The 16996-nt window shown below is 74.7% G+C and carries 17 protein-coding genes and 1 riboswitch; of the genes, 8 read left to right on the plus strand and 9 right to left on the minus strand.

Features of this window, described 5'->3' with window-relative positions; translation table 11 throughout:
• Positions 1–150: 150 nt before the first annotated feature.
• Positions 151–642: a MarR family winged helix-turn-helix transcriptional regulator gene (locus tag PKE99_RS11245; protein ID WP_051736536.1), complete on the minus strand. Its 492-nt coding sequence runs from the start codon at positions 640–642 to the stop codon at positions 151–153.
• Positions 643–793: 151 nt separating this feature from the next.
• Between PKE99_RS11245 and PKE99_RS11250 the strand changes: the two genes are divergently transcribed.
• The gene (locus PKE99_RS11250; RefSeq protein ID WP_037038957.1) at positions 794–1591 is read left to right on the plus strand and encodes a DUF427 domain-containing protein; all 798 of its coding nucleotides are present in this window, start codon (positions 794–796) and stop codon (positions 1589–1591) included.
• Positions 1592–1603: 12 nt separating this feature from the next.
• Here the strand turns inward: PKE99_RS11250 and PKE99_RS11255 are convergent, their stop codons facing one another.
• On the minus strand, positions 1604–2092 hold the full coding sequence (locus PKE99_RS11255; RefSeq protein WP_081923627.1) for a MarR family winged helix-turn-helix transcriptional regulator: 489 nt from the start codon (positions 2090–2092) through the stop codon (positions 1604–1606).
• A 58-nt stretch (positions 2093–2150) separates the two neighbouring features.
• Entirely contained in the window at positions 2151–3119 is a 969-nt protein-coding gene (coaA, locus tag PKE99_RS11260; protein ID WP_037038959.1) for a type I pantothenate kinase, read from the minus strand.
• A 206-nt stretch (positions 3120–3325) separates the two neighbouring features.
• Between coaA and PKE99_RS11265 the strand changes: the two genes are divergently transcribed.
• From PKE99_RS11265 to PKE99_RS11280, 4 genes are all read left to right on the plus strand, one after another.
• Complete coding sequence (locus PKE99_RS11265; protein WP_037038960.1) at positions 3326–4453, plus strand: DNA glycosylase AlkZ-like family protein; 1128 nt, start codon at positions 3326–3328, stop codon at positions 4451–4453.
• A gap of 250 nt (positions 4454–4703) precedes the next feature.
• Entirely contained in the window at positions 4704–6032 is a 1329-nt protein-coding gene (locus tag PKE99_RS11270; protein ID WP_037038961.1) for a hemolysin family protein, read from the plus strand.
• Positions 6025–7071, plus strand: coding sequence for a hemolysin family protein (locus PKE99_RS11275; RefSeq protein WP_037038962.1), 1047 nt, complete (start codon positions 6025–6027; stop codon positions 7069–7071). Before PKE99_RS11270 ends, PKE99_RS11275 begins: the two co-directional genes overlap by 8 nt.
• A 152-nt stretch (positions 7072–7223) precedes the next feature.
• Positions 7224–8039, plus strand: a complete 816-nt coding sequence (locus PKE99_RS11280; protein WP_231498006.1) for a 3-methyladenine DNA glycosylase — start codon at positions 7224–7226, stop codon at positions 8037–8039.
• Between the two features lie 43 nt (positions 8040–8082).
• On the opposite strand, the gene gcvP is transcribed toward PKE99_RS11280, so the two are convergent.
• A complete protein-coding gene (gene gcvP / locus PKE99_RS11285) occupies positions 8083–10992 on the minus strand; it encodes an aminomethyl-transferring glycine dehydrogenase (protein WP_037038964.1) in 2910 nt (969 codons plus the stop codon).
• Between the two features lie 174 nt (positions 10993–11166).
• A riboswitch (glycine riboswitch) is annotated at positions 11167–11264 on the minus strand.
• Between the two features lie 79 nt (positions 11265–11343).
• Here gcvP and PKE99_RS11290 point away from each other — a divergent pair.
• A complete protein-coding gene (locus PKE99_RS11290; protein WP_037038966.1) occupies positions 11344–11646 on the plus strand; it encodes a YiaA/YiaB family inner membrane protein in 303 nt (100 codons plus the stop codon).
• Between the two features lie 122 nt (positions 11647–11768).
• Here the strand turns inward: PKE99_RS11290 and PKE99_RS11295 are convergent, their stop codons facing one another.
• From PKE99_RS11295 to clsA, 5 genes are all read right to left on the minus strand, one after another.
• Positions 11769–12350 (minus strand): MerR family transcriptional regulator, encoded by a 582-nt coding sequence (locus PKE99_RS11295; protein WP_037038967.1) that lies wholly within the window; start codon positions 12348–12350, stop codon positions 11769–11771.
• Between the two features lie 240 nt (positions 12351–12590).
• Complete coding sequence (locus PKE99_RS11300; RefSeq protein WP_037038968.1) at positions 12591–13067, minus strand: bifunctional nuclease family protein; 477 nt, start codon at positions 13065–13067, stop codon at positions 12591–12593.
• A gap of 121 nt (positions 13068–13188) precedes the next feature.
• Entirely contained in the window at positions 13189–13638 is a 450-nt protein-coding gene (garA, locus tag PKE99_RS11305; RefSeq protein WP_037038971.1) for a glycogen accumulation regulator GarA, read from the minus strand.
• A gap of 139 nt (positions 13639–13777) precedes the next feature.
• Positions 13778–14185, minus strand: coding sequence for a glycine cleavage system protein GcvH (gene gcvH, locus PKE99_RS11310; protein ID WP_037038973.1), 408 nt, complete (start codon positions 14183–14185; stop codon positions 13778–13780).
• 10 nt (positions 14186–14195) lie between these two features.
• Complete coding sequence (gene clsA, locus PKE99_RS11315) at positions 14196–14801, minus strand: cardiolipin synthase ClsA (RefSeq protein WP_156066940.1); 606 nt, start codon at positions 14799–14801, stop codon at positions 14196–14198.
• Between the two features lie 53 nt (positions 14802–14854).
• Here clsA and PKE99_RS11320 point away from each other — a divergent pair, with 53 nt between their 5' ends.
• Together PKE99_RS11320 and PKE99_RS11325 are read left to right on the plus strand one after the other, a co-directional pair.
• Positions 14855–15364 (plus strand): OsmC family protein, encoded by a 510-nt coding sequence (locus PKE99_RS11320; protein ID WP_037038976.1) that lies wholly within the window; start codon positions 14855–14857, stop codon positions 15362–15364.
• A 9-nt stretch (positions 15365–15373) separates the two neighbouring features.
• Positions 15374–16987, plus strand: a complete 1614-nt coding sequence (locus PKE99_RS11325; protein WP_051736538.1) for an acetolactate synthase large subunit — start codon at positions 15374–15376, stop codon at positions 16985–16987.
• Positions 16988–16996: the final 9 nt, after the last annotated feature.

Raw genomic sequence — 16996 nt, forward strand, 5'->3', positions numbered from 1 at the left:
CGACCGGGACGTGGCCGGCACCCCCACTATGGCATCACCGGGGTCCCCCGTGCCGGGCCGTGCCGGGCACAGCGTGTCGCCCGTTCGTCGCCCCGCCCCGCGGCCGTCCGGGGGTACCGGTCGGGCCGCCCGCCGTGCGGCCCGTGCCGCTCAGCGTCCGCCCTGCTCCCGGTACGTGTCCAGGTCCTCGTTGAACCGCTCGAGCAGCATGCCGAGCGACTCCCGGTCCTCCTGCGGCCAGGACTCCAGCACGGCCTGCAGCGGGCGGAGCCGGGCCTCGCGGACGAGCTCCCGCTGGGCCAGGCCCTCGGCGGTCAGCGACACGACGACGGACCGCGAGTCGCGCTCGTCCGGCCGGACGTCGACGAGCCCGGCGCGGGAGAGCCGGGAGACCTGCCGGCTCGCCGTCGGCTTGCTCACGCCCAGCCGCGCGGTGAGCAGCGTGAGCGACTGCGCCCCGTTCTCGTCGAGCGCGGCGAGCACGGGATAGGTGTAACGGTCCACGGCCTCGTGCGCGCCGTAGCCGCCGGACCAGACGGGCTCCAACGTGCGCCGGATCAGCACGGTGATCTCGTGTTCGAGGCGGTGCAGCGAGTCCTGGGCCGGATTCTCGGGCGCGACCGCACCAGTGGTCGACGTCACGGGGTCACCCCTCCGCGGAAATCGGTCGTTCGGGCATGAATCGATCGTACCCGTATTGCGGCCCGCAATGTTTCGTCGCGCAATCCGATCACGCTCGACCACTCACCGCGCAGAGCGGAATGCCGCACCGGGACGGCGGGTTGGCCGTGACATGGGACTCACCCGACGCGAGGGACCCCTGGCCCCCGACTCACCCACCACCGTCAACTACGCGATCGACGGCCCGGCCCACAAGCTGTTCGCCCAGCCCTTCCCGCGCCGCATCCGCGCGGAGTTCGCCGGCCGGACGGTCGTCGACACCACCCGGGGCGTGCTGGTCCACGAGACCGCCCTGCTCCCGGTGCTCTACGTGCCGTTCGACGACGTCGACGCGGACGCGCTCGTCCCCACCGACCACTCGACGCACTGCCCGTTCAAGGGCGACGCGAGCTACCACTCGCTGGTCGTGGACGACCGGACCGCGGAGAACGCCGTCTGGTCCTACCCCGAACCGAAGCCCGAGGCCCCGTGGCTGAAGGGCTACGCCGCCTTCTACTGGAACGCCCTCGACGCCTGGTACGACGAGGAGGAGCAGGTCTTCGCCCACCTCACCGACCCGTACACCCGCGTCGACGTCCGGCCGACCCGCCGGCACGTCCAGGTCCGGCACGGCGACACGGTCCTCGCGGAGTCCGACGCGCCGGCCGTGCTCTCCGAGACCGGGCTGCCGAACCGCTGGTACCTGCCGAGGGACGCGGTCCGGGTGGAGCTGCGCCCGTCGGACACCCGCACCCGCTGCCCCTACAAGGGCGAGGCGCGCTACTGGACCGCGGTGCTGCCCGACGGCACCGAGATCGCCGACGCGGCCTGGGAGTACGAGACCCCGCTGCCGGAGTCGAGCCGGGTCGCGGGCCTGCTCAGCTTCTGGGGCGACGGCGTCGAGGTGCTGGTCGACAGCGAGCCGGCCTGAGCCTTCCCGGGGCTACTCGTCCTCGAGCAGGGCCTCGATGGCGGGCAGCGCCGCCCGGATGACGGCGCGCTGCTCGGCGTCGAGGCGCTGCAGCCGGCGGGCGACGAGCGCGGTCCGGTGGGTGCGGATCTCGTCCAGCCGGACCCGGCCGGTGTCCGACAGCGTGATCAGCACGCCGCGGGCGTCCTGCGGGTCCGGCGTGCGTACGACCAGGCCCTGGTCGTCGAGCGCGCCGAGCACCCGGGACATGGTCGGGGCCGTGACGGCCTCGCGTTTCGCGAGCTCGGAGAGCCGCAGCGGGCCGTGCATCGCGATCGTCACGAGCGCGGAGAGCTGCAGCGGGGGCAGCGAGTCCCCGCCGTCGATCCGGATCCGCCGATGCAGCCGGCCGACGGCGAGCCGCAGCCGGGTGGCCTCCTCGGTGAGCTCCGGGTCCTCCACGTCGGGTGCGACGGGGGTCTCGACCGGGTGATCGGGCGGCGGGACGTGCTCCGCGGTCATCCACCCATCCTGCCAGCCGGACAGTTCGGACAGTGCCCGGTCCCCCTGGCCTGCGCCGTCAGACCTTCCGGAGCCGGATCCGCGTGACGTCGTGCCGCGGGCCCTTGGTGAGGACGAGGCTGGCGCGGCCGCGGGTCGGGAGGATGTTCTCCTCCAGGTTCGGCCCGTTGATCGTGGCCCAGATGTTCTCGGCGTGCGCCACGGCCTCGTCGTGGTCCAGCTCGGCGTAGCGGCGGAAGTACGAGGCCGGGTCGCGGAAGGCGGTCTCGCGCAGCTTGAGGAAGCGGTCGACGTACCAGCGGCGCAGGTCCTGCGTGGCGGCGTCGACGTACACCGAGAAGTCGATGAAGTCGCTGACCGTCAGGGCCGTGTTGCCCGAGGCCGGCTGCAGGACGTTGAGCCCCTCGATCAGCAGGATGTCCGGGCGCCGGACGACCAGCCGCTCGTCGGGGACGATGTCGTAGACCAGGTGGGAGTAGACCGGCGCGGTCACCTCGGCGCGGCCCGCCTTGACCTCGGTGACGAACCGCAGCAGCGCCCGCCGGTCGTAGGACTCCGGGAACCCCTTGCGCTGCATGAGCCCGCGCCGCTCCAGCTCGGCGTTCGGGTACAGGAAGCCGTCCGTGGTGACCAGCTCCACCCGGGGGTGCTGGGGCCAGCGGGCGAGCAGCAGCCGCAGCAGGCGCGCGGTCGTGGACTTGCCCGCCGAGACCGAACCCGCGACCCCGATCACGAAGGGCGTCCGCGCGGCCGTGCCGCCCAGGAAGGTCCGGTAGGCCCGGTACAGCCGCCCGCCCTCCTGCACGTGCAGGTTCAGCAGGCGGGACAGCGGCAGGTAGACCTCGCGCACCTCGGCGAGGTCGACCGCGTCGCCCAGGGAGCGCACCCGCTCCAGCTCCGCCGCGGTGAGCGGCAGCGGGCTCGTCTCCCCCAGCCGGGCCCACGAGGCGCGGTCGAAGTCGACGAAGGGCGAGGAGCCCCCGTCGCGATGGCCGAGGGAGGCGCCCGGGACGCCGGGCGGGAGCACGTGCCGTGGGGCACGGCGGTCTGTCTGCTCTGTGGCCTGCACCGTCGCGGGCATCGGGACCTCGGTCCTGTCGGGTTCTTCGGGTGCGATGGAGGTCCAACCTAGACGTCGATCGGCCGGCCGACCCCGCGACGTGGGGTGAACCACTCCTCCGCCGATCGTGATCGACCGGACGCCCCCACGGGATACCCGGGAGGATGCACGGTATGTCCGGGACGACCCCCGCGCTGGACCGCCGCCGCGTCCTCGCCCACCGGTTCGCGGCGCACGGGCTCGCGGCGCGCACCGCCGCCGACCCGGCGGAGCTGCGGGTGCTCCGCCTCGGCGTGCAGGACACCCCGCCGGGGTCGTTGCCGCTGGCCCTGGCCGCGCGCCTGCGGGAGGTCCCCGCGGACACCCCGCCGGGCGCGAGCGTGGTGTGGTCGCACCGCGGCGCCCCGCACCTGCACCCGGACGCGGACCTCGTCGCGTTGGCGGCGGCCTGCTGGCCGGTCTCCGCCGCCGACGCGGCCGCCCGGCTCGGCTGGCAGCGGGCCCGGCTCGCGGCGGAGGGTGCGGCCGCCCGCGGCGCGATCCGGGCCGTGGCGGAGGCGGTGGCGACCGTGCTGTCCGGCGGGCCGCTGGTCAAGGGCGAGCTCAGCACCGAGGTCACCCGGATCGTCCCGGCGGCGCTCTCGCCGTGGTGCGGCCCGTGCGGGGTGCACCACGTGGCCGAGCAGCTGCTCCGGCTGGCGGGGCTGCCGGCCGGGGCGCGGCTGCGGCCGGGCACGAAACCCGTTGTCCTGGAGGCGGTCCCGGACTGGCCGGGGCCGCCCGCCGACGACGCCGCCGGCGCCGGCCCCGTCGTCGCCGCCTACCTCGACCTCTTCGCACCCGCCTCGCCCTCGGACGTCGCCGGGTTCCTCGGCACGTCCACGACAGCCGCCCGGCCGGCCCTGCCCGACGGCCTCGTGCCCGTGACCGTCGACGGCCGGTCGGTGCTCTGCCCGCCCGCGCTGCTCGACGAGCTGACCGGACCCGCCCCGGACCCGGCCGGCGTCGTCCGGCTGCTGCCGCCCTCCGACCCGTACCTCCAGGGGCGGGACCGGGAGCTGCTGGTCCCGGCCAAGGAGCACCGGTCGGTGATCTGGCGGGCGGTCGGAGCACCCGGTGTGGTGGCCGTCGACGGCGAGGTCGCCGGGGTGTGGCGCACCCGGGCGCGGGGGCGGGTGCTGGACATCACCGTCGACGAGTTCCGCCCCCTCAGCGCGGCCGAGACCCGGGCTGCCGAGGCGGAGGCGGAGCGGGTACGCCAGGTCCGGGGCACGCGGGAGGTCGTCGTCCGGACGGGCTGAGGCGGCCGGCCGCGTCCGTCCGGAGGAACCCGCCGCCGGTGCGGCGACCGTCGGGCGCGGGACGGCACCGGGCGCCCTAGACTCGGCCGAGCGCCCCCGGTACCGCTGGCCGGGGCGCGTGCACCCCGAGTCCGACAGGAGTCCCGTTGCCGTCCGCGTCCGCAGGACCGTCAGGCAGTAGCGCGCCGGGCTCGGCCCGGCCGCACCGATCCCGGGAGCGTCACCCGGCCCGGCCCCTCCGGCGGCCCCGGTGACCGTGCTCCTCTCCCTCCTCGGCCTGCTGGCCGTGGTCGCCCTCACCCTGGGCACCGCGATCTCGGTGGCCTCGGAGTTCTCGCTGACCGCGCTGGAGCGCAGCCAGGTCGACTCGCACGTCGCCGCCGTCGGCGACCGGCGGGCGCGGGCCGTGCAGCGGGCGCACCGCACGCTGTCCTTCCAACTGTCCGGCAGCCAGCTGGGCATCACGGTCACCACCCTGGCCACCGGTTACATCGCCGAGCCCGCCATCGCCGAGCTGATCCGGCCGGGGCTGACGGCCCTCGGCCTGTCCGAGGGGGTGTCGGCCGGCGCGGCCACGATCGCCTCCCTGGTGATCGCCACGACCCTGTCCATGGTGTTCGGCGAGCTGGTGCCCAAGAACATCGCGATCGCCAAGCCGCTGGAGACCGCACGCGCGGTCGTCTGGCTGCAGAGCGCGTTCGCCCACGCCTTCCGCTGGCTGATCGACCTGCTCAACAGCTCGGCCAACGCGATCGTTCGCCGGCTGGGCGTGGAGCCCGCCGAGGAGCTGCGTTCGGCCCGGTCGCCGCACGAGCTCAGCTCGCTCGTCCGGTCCAGCGCCGAGCACGGCACGATCGACGAGGGCACCGCCGCGCTGCTCGACCGGTCGCTGCGGTTCACCGACCGGGTCGCCGAGGACCTCATGACCCCGCGGGTGCGCGTCGACACCCTCGACGCCGCGGACTCGGTCGCCGACCTCGTCGCCCTCGCCCGGCGCAGCGGCCACTCCCGCTTCCCGGTGCACGACGGCGACCCCGACGCCGTCCTCGGGCTGGTGCACGTCAAGCAGGCCTTCGGCGTCGAGCCGAGCGCGCGGGCGGGCACCCCGGTCCGCGACCTCGTGCAGCCCGCCGAGATCGTGCCCGCGTCCCTCGACGGCGACGAACTGCTCTCCCGGCTGCGCGAGTCCGGCCTGCAGACCGCCGTCGTCGTCGACGAGTACGGCGGCACGGCGGGGCTGGTGACCCTCGAGGACCTGATCGAGGAGATCGTCGGCGACGTCCGGGACGAGCACGACCGCGCCGAACAGGCCCGGGTGCGCCCGCTCGGCCGGGACAGCTGGCTCGTCTCCGGGCTGATGCGCGCCGACGAGGTCGACGAGGCCACCGGCTTCCGGATGCCCGAGGGCGACTACGAGACCCTGGCGGGGATGGTGCTGGAGAGGCTGGGCCGGATCCCGGACGTGGGCGACGACGTCGCGGTCGACGGCTGGCGGGTCACCGTGATGCGCCGCGACCGCAACCGCGTCGCCGAGCTGCGGCTCGCGCGGCTGGCGCCCGAGGCGGTGGCCCGTGGGTAGCGACGTCCTCGCCGTCCTGGCGGCGATCCTGCTGCTGGGCGCCAACGCGTTCTTCGTGATGGCGGAGTTCGCCCTGATCAGCGCGCGCAAGGACCGGCTGGAGGCGATGGCCGACAACGGCGTCGCCGGGGCCCGGACCGTGCTGCGTGCGAGCGCCGACCTGGCCCGGATGCTCGCGGCGTCGCAGCTCGGCATCACGATCGCCTCGCTGCTGCTGGGCCGGCTCGGCGAGCCCGCCGTCGCGCACTTCATCGAGGCGCCGCTGGAGTGGGCGGGGCTGCCCGAGGCCGCGCTGCACCCGATCGCCTTCGCGCTGTCGCTCGCGCTGGTGTCGGTGGCGCACATCCTCCTCGGCGAGATGGTGCCGAAGAACATCTCGATCGCGGGCCCGGAGCGTGCGGCGATCCTGCTGGTGCCGCCGTTCCTGCTCTTCACGACGGTGATGCGGCCCTTCATCGACCTGTTCAACCACCTCGCGAACCTCACCCTGCGGCTGCTGCGGATCGAGCCGAAGGACGAGCTGGAGACGGCGTTCACCTCGGGCGAGCTGTCGGAGATGATCGCGGACTCCCGCCGCGAGGGCCTGCTCGACGACGAGGAGTCCACCCGGATCTCCCGCACCCTGCGGTCCGCCGAGGCGACCGTCGGCGACGTGCTCGTGCCGGCCGGGGAGCTCGTCTCGCTGCCCGTGCGGCCGCGGGTCGGGGACGTCCAGCGCGCGGTGGAGCAGACCGGGTTCTCCCGCTTCCCGCTGCGCGCCCCGGACGGCCGCTTCACCGGGTACCTGCACGTCAAGGACGTGCTCGACGTGATCGACGATCCCGACGCCGTCATCCCGCTCACCCGGGTCCGCGGCCTGCCCGAGGTGCCCGCCGACGCCCGGCTCGACGAGGCCGTCGCCGCCCTGCGCACCACCCGCGCGCACCTCGCCCGCGCCGTCGACCGGTTCGGCGCCACCGTCGGCATGGTGGCCATGGAGGACCTGATCGAGCACTACGTCGGCACGGTCCGCGACGCCACCCACACCAGCGAGTCCTGACCCGTGAGTGCCGACTGCCCCTCTAGCGGCACTCGGCACTCACGACCCCCGGTGACCTGCGCAGACCCCGCCGCGTAGCGTTGCGGGACGTGGTGACCGAGGAACTCGACGAGCCCGCGTGGCGGGCCCGGGCGGCCGCCCACCGCACCCGGATGGAGCGCTGGACCGGGCCGCACCGGGAGCGCCGGCGCCGCCGCGAGCCGCACCCGGTGCAGGATTTCCTGTTCACGTACTACTCGCTGCGGCCCGCGCAGCTCGAGCAGTGGCAGCCCGGCCCGGGTGTCCGGCTGCTCGGCGCGGTCGGCGAGTTCGCCGATCGCCCGGGCTACCGGCCGGACGGCGCCGGCGTCGTCCTCGATCCGGCGCTCCTGCCCGAACGGCTGCACCGCACCGCGGGCTTCGTGCACGGGCTGGTCTCCGCGACGGCCGTCCGCCCCGCCCGCTACGGCTGCTTCGGGCTGCACGAGTGGGCGATGGTCTACCGCGCCGACCGGCCGCGCCACGGGGCCGTCCCGCTGCGGCTCGGCACGGCCGGCACCGACGCCGTCGTCGAGTCGATGCCGGTGACCTGCACACACCACGACGCGTTCCGCTTCTTCACGGCGGCCGCGCGCCCGCTGAACCGGCTCCAGCCGACGCGCGCGGACCAGGTCGCGCTGGAGCAGCCGGGATGCCTGCACGCGACGATGGACCTCTACAAGTGGGCGTACAAGCTGCTCCCGGCCACCCCTGCCGAGCTGCTCGGGGACTGCTTCGCGCTGGCCGCCGAGGTCCGCGAGCTCGACATGCGGGCCAGCCCCTACGACCTCGCCGACCGCGGGTACGCGCCGGTCCGGATCGAGACGCCCGAGGGCCGCGCCGAGTACGCCCGGGCACAGCAGGGCTTCGCCGAGCGGGCCGCCCCGCTCCGCACCCGCCTCCTGGCCCTCTGCACCGCCCTCATCGAACCCGCAGCTCAGCCCCTGTGAGTGGCGATAGTCGCTATGGCGACTATCGCCACTCACAGGGTGGTCAGGAGCTGTAGGCCTCGATGGGCGGGCAGGAGCAGACCAGGTTGCGGTCGCCGTGCGCCTGGTCGATGCGGCGGACCGGCGGCCAGACCTTGCGGTCGTGCACCCCGGGCACGGCGCCCGTCGGGTAGGCGGCGAGGTCGCGGGGGTACGGGTGGTCCCACTTGTCCACCAGGCAGGCCGCGGTGTGCGGCGCGCCGCGCAGCGGGTTGTCGTCGACCGGCCACTCCCCCGCCTGCACCCGGCGGATCTCGTCCCGGATCCCGATCATGGCCGCGACGAACCGGTCGATCTCGGCGAGGTCCTCGCTCTCGGTCGGCTCGACCATCAGCGTGCCGGCGACCGGGAAGGACATGGTCGGGGCGTGCAGGCCGTAGTCGGCGAGCCGCTTCGCGACGTCGTCGACCGTCACGCCGGACTCCTTGGTGATCCCGCGCAGGTCGAGGATGCACTCGTGCGCAACCGCACCGTCGCGGCCCGCGTAGAGCACCGGGTAGTGCTCGTCGAGCCGGGCGGCGACGTAGTTGGCCGCCGCGACCGCGGTGAGCGTCGCCCGCCGTAGCCCCTCGACGCCCATCATCCGGATGTAGGCCCAGGAGATCGGCAGCACGCCCGGGCTGCCGTACGGCGCCGCCGAGACCGCCCCGACGGCGTGGTCACCGGAGCCGCGGCCGGGCAGGAACGGCGCGAGGTGCTCGGCCACGGCCACCGGCCCGACGCCCGGGCCGCCCCCGCCGTGCGGGATGCAGAAGGTCTTGTGCAGGTTGAGGTGGCTGACGTCGCCGCCGAACGCGCCGGGCCGGGCGAGCCCGAGCAGCGCGTTCAGGTTGGCCCCGTCGACGTAGACCTGGCCGCCCGCCTCGTGCACCGCGGCGCAGACCTCGCGCACCTCGGCCTCGTACACGCCGTGGGTCGACGGGTAGGTGATCATCAGCGCGGCGAGCGCCGACCCGTGCTCGCCGATCTTGGCGCGCAGGTCGGCGAGATCGACGTTGCCCGCCGAATCGGTGGCCACCACGACGACCCGCATCCCGGCCATGACGGCCGACGCCGCGTTGGTGCCGTGGGCGCTCGACGGGATCAGGCAGACGTTCCGCTCGGCCTCGCCGCGCGAGCGGTGGTAGGCGGCGATGGCCAGCAGCCCGGCGAGCTCACCCTGGCTGCCCGCGTTGGGCTGCACGGAGACGGCGGCGTACCCCGTCAGCTCGGCGAGCCAGCGCTCGAGCTGCGTGATCATCTCCCGCGTTCCCTCGGTGTCCGCCGCGGGGGCGAACGGGTGCAGCTCCGCGAACTCCGGCCAGGTGATCGGCTCCATCTCCGCGGTCGCGTTGAGCTTCATGGTGCAGGAGCCCAGCGGGATCATCGTGCGGTCGAGGGCCAGGTCGGCGTCGGCGAGCCGGCGCAGCCAGCGCATGAGCGCGGTCTCCGAGCGGTGCTCGTGGAAGGTCGGGTGGGTGAGGAACTCCGACTCCCGCCGCAGGTCCGCGGGCAGCGCGTCGGGGGTGGCGGCGTCCAGGTCGGCGACGTCCGCCTCCACGCCGAAGGCCCCCCACAACGCGCGGAGGTGTGCGACGGTGGTCAGCTCCGAGCAGGCCAGGCCCAGCTCGTCGGCGGAGATGCGGCGCACGGAGATCCCGGCCGTGTGGAGGGCGTCGGCGATCGCGTCCGCCCGGCCCGGCACCCGTGCGACCACGGTGTCGAAGAAGTTCTCGTGGGCAACCTCGAGGCCGCCCGCCCGGAGCCCGGCCGCCAGGACGGCGGCCATCCGGTGGGTGCGCCGGGCGATCCGGGTGAGCCCCTCGGGCCCGTGGTAGATCGCGTAGCAGGCCGCGACGACGGCGAGCAGCACCTGCGCCGTGCAGATGTTCGACGTCGCCTTCTCCCGCCGGATGTGCTGCTCACGGGTCTGCAGGGCGAGCCGCAGGGCGGGGTTGCCGTCGGCGTCCCGGGACACGCCGACCAGGCGGCCCGGCAGCTGACGGGCGAACTGCTGGCGCACCGACAGGTAGCCGGCGTGGGGGCCGCCGAACCCGAGCGGGACGCCGAAGCGCTGGGTCGTGCCCACCGCGGCGTCGGCCCCGAGCTCGCCGGGCGGGGTGAGCAGGGTGAGCCCGAGCAGGTCCGCGGCCACCGCCACCAGGCCCCCGCGGGCGTGGGCCTCCTCGATCAGCCTCCGGGGGTCGGCGACGCGGCCGGACGCGCCGGGGTACGAGAGGAGCAGGCCGAACAGGTCGCCCTCGGGCAGGCCGTCGGCCAGGTCCGCGACCACCAGCTCGATGCCGAGCGGCTCGGCGCGGGTCCGCAGCACGTCGACCGTCTGCGGGAGGGTGTCGGCGTCGACCACGAACCGCGGGCTCTTCGCCTTGCCCGCCCGCCGGAGCAGCGTCATCGCCTCGGCGGCCGCGGTGGCCTCGTCGAGCAGCGACGCGCCGGCCACCGGCAGCCCGGTCAGGTCGGCGACCATGGTCTGGAAGGCGAGCAGCGCCTCGAGCCGGCCCTGGCTGATCTCCGGCTGGTACGGCGTATAGGCCGTGTACCAGGCCGGGTTCTCCAGCACGTGCCGGCGGATCACCGGCGGGGTGACCGTGCCCGCGTAACCCAGCCCGATCATCGGGACGGTCACGGTGTTGCGGTCGGCGAGCCCACGCAGCTCGGCCAACATCTCGGTCTCCGACGCGGGCGCCGGGATGCTCGTCGGCACCTCGCCGGTGTCGCGGATGCTCGGCGGCAGCGCCCGGTCGGCCAGCTCCTCCAGCGAGCCGACGCCGATCGCGGCGAGCATGCGCTCGAGCTCGGCCGGCCGGGGCCCGACGTGCCGGTCGGCGAACGGGACCCCCGCCTCGAGCTCGGCGAGCGAGAGCTGCGGCGGGGCGGACGTGGTGCTCGACGGAGCAGGCGGCGCGTCGGTCACGAGGACGACCTTTCGGGCGGTGGGCAGGACGGCATGCGGGACGTGCTGCCCTCCCCCTCTGTCCCCACCCGGGTACCCGGGTGCCTGAGAGATTCACCCGGCCGGAGCCGGGCTTTCCCCGTCGGCGGACGCCGGCCCGGTGGTCCCCGCACCGGCGTCGCTTTCCAGAGGCGTCTCACCCTCGCGGTCTCGGGTGCCTGAGAGGTTCCGGGGAGGAGTTGCTCCTTCGGCGCCCGGTCCACGTGCGACCGGGTCTCTCCCGCGCGGGATCGGCGACTGCCCGACCAGCCTAGCGCCGGATGCCGTAGTTCCACCGAGGAACCGGGCCGGGATCACCGCCAGACTCGCCGCATGAGCAGCTCGGACCGCAGCCCCGACCCCGTCCCCTCGACCACCGCGGCGTTCCACCTGCAGGCGGTGGCGTCGTTCGTCGTCTCGCTCGCCGCCGTGACGGTCGGCGTGCTCTACCTGCCCGCCGACCCCTGGGTGCGCGCCTTCCTCGCCGTGTCCGTCCTCTACGTGACGACCTCGGCCTTCACCCTCGCCAAGACGGTGCGGGACAAGCAGGAGCGCCTCACCGTCGTCAACCGGGTGGACCAGGCGCGGCTGGAGAAGCTCCTCGCCGAACACGACCCCTTCCGCCCCGCCGCCTGAGGGTGCAGCTCCCGCCGGTCGAGATGAACCTCAGGGCGGTTCACGACCTCAGAACAACCTGATGTTCATCTCGGCGGAGGAGAAGGGCGGGTGGGGTGGCTCAGGGAGCCGCGCCCGAGGCCTCAGCTGATGGCGCGGCGGGCGCGGCGTCGGGAGAGCTCGTCCTCCGGGGCCTCGTCGACCGAACCGCCGTCCGCACGCTCGACCGGGAAGTCCTTGATCGAGCCGCTGATCTCGCGCATCGCGCCGGAGACCGCGATCCCGAACACGCCCTGGCCGCCCTGCAGCAGATCGACGACCTCCTCGGGCGAGGTGCACTCGTACACCGTGGTGCCGTCCGAGAAGAGGGTGATCTGCGCCAGATCTCTTATCCCCCGCCGGCGCAGGTGCTCGACGGCGACCCGGATGTTCTGGAGGGACACCCCGGCGTCGAGCAGCCGCTTGACGACCTTGAGGACCAGGACGTCCTTGAACGAGTAGAGGCGCTGCGACCCGGAGCCGGCGGCCCCGCGGATCGACGGGACGACGAGCCCGGTGCGGGCCCAGTAGTCCAGCTGCCGGTAGGTGATGCCCACGACCTGGCAGGCGGTGGGGCCACGGAACCCGACGAGCTGGTCCGGCAGGCCGTCGAGGCCTTCTCCGACCAGCGGGTCCGGGAAGAGCTCGCCCTGCTCGGGCCCGTCGGACGACGACGACCCGTCCACGGCACTCCCTCCGCCGGTCGGGACCTCCTGTCCCGACGACCACTCACCTGTTGACGGAGCCGACGGTAAGCGCGCGGACGCCGACGGTCAACGCGCCACGCCGCCGCACGCCCTGCTCACCCGGGCGTGTCGGCGATCGGCCGCATCCCCGGACGGGGTGGACGCCCCACCGGGGCCCTTCCGACGACCGGGAGCGACGATCACGCCGGCCTCCCGATCGACCTTCGCACGGTTTCGGGATCAGCCCGGCTGGGCGCCCCGGAAGTCCTCCGGGGAGACGGAGTCGAGGAACTCGCGGAACTTCTCGACCTCGTCCTCCTGCTCGTCCGGGATGACCAGCCCGGCCTCGGAGAGCACGCTCTCGTCGGCGTGGATCGGCACCCCGATGCGGAGCGCGAGCGCCACCGAGTCACTCGGCCGCGCGGACACGGTGATCCCGCCGTCGAAGATCAGCTCGGCGTAGAACGTGCCCTCCTGGAGATCGGTGATCCGCACCTGTTCCAGCCGCCGCCCGAGCGCGCCGATCACGTCCTTGAGCAGGTCGTGGGTCAGCGGACGGGCGGGCTTGACCCCCTGCTGCTCCAGCGCGATCGCGGTGGCCTCCACCGAGCCGATCCAGATCGGCAGGTAGCGGTCGCCCTGCGTCTCCCGCAACAGGAGGATGGGCTGGTTGGCGGGCAGTTCGACCCTGACTCCCACGACGCGCATCTCGCTCATGCGCCCGCCTCCTCACCCTGGGGTCCGACATCCTCGACGCTACACGCGCGACCCGTGCTTCGCGCGCCTCCGGACGGGCGTCGGCGCGGACTTTTCCGCCCCGCAACGCCCCCGCGCCCGGTCAGCCCTCCGCCCCGGGCTCCGGCCCGGTGAGGAAGACGAGCCGGAACTTGCCGATCTGGACCTCGTCGCCGTTGGCGAGGACGGCCGTGTCGACCGGCTCCCGGTTGACGTAGGTCCCGTTGAGGCTGCCGACGTCGACGACGACGAACTCGCCCGAGTCGCGCCGGAACTCCGCGTGCCGCCGGGAGACCGTGACGTCGTCGAGGAAGATGTCGCTGTCCGGGTGCCGGCCCGCGCTCGTGGTCGGCCGGTCCAGCAGGAAGCGCGACCCGGCGTTCGGGCCGCGGCGCACCACCAGCAGGGCGGAGCCGGGGGGCAGCGCGTCGACGCCCGAGACCGGCTGCTCCTGGGCGGGCGGCTCGACGTCGGCCAGGAAGTCCGCCCGGAAGACCGACGTGGTCTCCGGGGAACGCTCCGGCGGAACGCCGGGCCCGTCGTTCGTGGTCACCTCGGGGTCTCCTCCTGCGTGGTGCGGTCCCGGCCGCGCCGCTGAGGGCGCCGCAGGGGCTTGCTGTCGTGCGGGCCGCCTCGGCACGACCCGCCGAACCTATCGTGCCGGGGCCGTGCGCGGGGGCCGGGGGACGGCGCTAGGCGCCCTCGACGAGCTGCCGGTAGGCGGCCGCGTCGAGCAGCTCCGCGACGGCGTCAGCGGCGCCCTCGCCGAGCTCCAGCTCGACGATCCAGCCGTCCCCGTAGGCCGCGGAGTTGATCAGCTCCGGGCTGTCCTCCAGGGCCTGGTTGACGGCGACGACCTCGCCCGCGAGCGGGGCGTAGATGTCCGAGACGGACTTGGTCGACTCGACCTCGCCGAGCGCGTCGCCCTGGGCGAAGCTGTCCCCCACCGCGGGGAGCTGCACGAACACGACGTCGCCGAGCTGCTCCTGCGCGTGGTCGGTGACCCCGACCCGCACCCGGTTCCCGTCGAGGACCCGGACCCACTCGTGGGCCTCGGTGTACCGCAGGTCGTCCGGCGTGGCGGTCTGCTCGGCAGTCACGCTGCGCAGCCTAGACCTCGGGCCGCGGGTCCTCTGAGCGGACCGGTCCCGCGCGCATCGCCAGGACGAACTGGGCGAAGTACAGCAGGCCGGACCACAGGTAGAGCGCCACGCCCCAGGCCGCGAAGGCGTACCCGAACGGCCGCGCGAGCTCGCCCCAGAACCCCGCCCGGGTGCCCAGCAGCAGGATCGGGAAGGCATAGAGCAGCAGGAACGTCGCCGCCTTGCCCAGGTAGATCACCGGGAACGGGCCGTAGCCGTTGCGCCGCAGCACGGACACGCACAGCCCCAGGACGAGGTCGCGGGCCACGAGCACGGCGACGACCCACCACGGCACGATGTCCCGGACACCCAGCGCGACCAACGCCGAGAGGATGTAGAGCCGATCCACGGCGGGGTCGAGGAGCTCGCCGAGCCGCGAGTACTGGTCCAGCAGCCGGGCGAGCTTCCCGTCGGCCCAGTCGGTGATCCCGCCGACGGCGAGCACGAGGATCGCCCAGCCGTCCGCCCGCGGGCCGAGCAGCAGCCACAGGAACAGCGGGACCCCGGCCAGCCGCAGCACGCTGAGCAGGTTGGGGACGGTGAGCACCCGCTCCTGCCGGATCACCCCTGTCACGACGGGGAGGGTACCGGTGGAGATCGGCCCGTCCCCGGGCGACGATGGCTCCCATGGACGCCACCCAGCTGCGGGACGTGCAGGGCCCGCTGAAGAAGCAGTACCGGGAGGACCCGGGGTCCGCCGTGGTCACGTTGCACGCGGACGGGGAGCTCGACGGCACGGGCGTGGCCTGCCGCGTGCGCACCGCGACCGCGCTGGCCGAGGCCGGCCTGCACCCCGCGACCGGCGGCGACGGCACCCAGCTCTGCTCCGGCGACATGCTCCTCGAGGCCCTGGTCGCCTGCGCCGGGGTGACCCTGCGGGCCGTGGCGACGTCGATGGGCCTGGAGGTGTCCGGCACCGTGCGCGCGGAGGGCGACCTGGACTTCCGCGGCACGCTCGGCGTGGACAAGGAGGCCCCGGTCGGGTTCCGGGACGTCCGGCTGTCCTTCGCGCTGGACACCACGGCCGACGAGGAGCAGGTCGCGAGCCTGGTCAAGCTCACCGAGCGGTACTGCGTGGTGCTGCAGACGATCAAGGGGAACCCGCACACCGAGGTGGCGGTGACCACCGCCGGGTAGCGTCGCGGCATGGCAGGACCCGAGACAGGACCCGAGCCCGCAGCCGAGACCACCGGCGCGCAGGTGCTGCTGCGCACCCTGGTCGACGCCGGCGTCGACGTCTGCTTCGCCAACCCCGGCACGTCCGAGATGCACCTGGTCGCGGCGCTCGATGCCGAGCCCCGCATGCGCGCGGTCCTGACCCTGTTCGAGGGCGTGGCGACCGGCGCCGCGGACGGCTACGCCCGGATGGCGGACAAGCCGGCGGCCACCCTGCTGCACCTCGGGCCCGGCCTGGCCAACGGCACCGCCAACCTGCACAACGCGCGGCGGGCCGGCACGCCGGTGGTCAACGTCGTCGGCGACCACGCGCTGGACCACAAGCCGCTCGACGCCCCGCTCGAGTCGGACGTCGACGCGCTGGCCGGCACGGTCTCGGCGCGGGTGCACCGCAGCCTGTCGACCGCGGACCTGGGCCGGGACACGGCCGACGCCGTGGCCGCGGCCTGCGGGCCGCCGCCCGCCATCTCCACCCTCCTCGTCCCCGCCGACGTGGCCTGGACCTCGGCCGCGGGGCTCGAGCCCGGAACCCTCGCGCCGCCGGCCGCCCCGGGCCGCGGGGCCCTCGACGCCGACGGCCTGGAGTCCGCCGCCAAGGCGCTCTGGTCCGGCGAGCCCTGCACCCTGCTCGTCGGCGGCACGGGCCTGCGGGAGCGCGGGCTCGTGGCGGCGCACCGGATCGCGGTCGCGACCGGGGCCCGGGTGCTCGCCGAGTGCTTCCCGACGCGGCTGGAGCGCGGCGCGGGCGTCCCGCCGATCTCCCGGCTCGCCTACCCCGGCGACGTCGCGCGGAAGCAGCTCGAGGGCACGACGCACCTCGTGCTCGCCGGCGCCGCCTCCCCCGTCACCTTCTTCGGCTACCCGGGCAAGCAGGGCGATCTGGTGCCGGAGGGCGCCACCGTGCACCGCGTCACCGAGATCGGGGCCGCCGGCTCCGTCGCCCTCGAGGCGCTGGCCGACCTGGTCGCCGCCGGCGTCACCGACGTGGCGCGTGCCGGGTTCGCCCCGCCCGCGCTGCCGACCGGCCCGCTGACGGTGCAGACCGCGGCCGAGGTCGTCGGTGCCCTGCTGCCCGAGGGCGCGATCGTGGTCGACGAGTCGGTCACCTCCGGCGCGAGCCTGCCGCAGGCCACCGCCGGGTCGGCCCGGCACGACTGGCTCACCCTCACCGGCGGGGCGATCGGGTTCGGCCTCCCCGCGGCCACGGGCGCGGCGGTCGCCTGCCCCGACCGGCCCGTCTGGTGCCTGCAGGCCGACGGGAGCGCGATGTACACGATCTCGGCACTCTGGACCCACGCGCGGGAGAACCTCGACGTCACCACCGTCGTCTACGACAACGGCGCCTACGCGATCCTGCGCGGCGAGCTGCTCGGGGTCGGCGCGTCCCTGCCCGCGGACTCCCCCGCGCGCTCGCTGCTCGACCTCGGCTCGCCCCGGCTGGACTTCGTCGCCCTCGCCACCGGGATGGGGGTGCCCGCGGTGCGGGCGACGACGGCCGAGGAGCTGGCCGACGCGCTCCGCCGGGCAGCGGCCGAACCCGGCCCCCACCTGGTCGCCGCGCAGGTCCCGCCGCTGGTCCCCTGATCACGACCG

Source organism: Pseudonocardia halophobica (assembly GCF_027922425.1).
Lineage (GTDB): Bacteria > Actinomycetota > Actinomycetes > Mycobacteriales > Pseudonocardiaceae > Pseudonocardia > Pseudonocardia halophobica.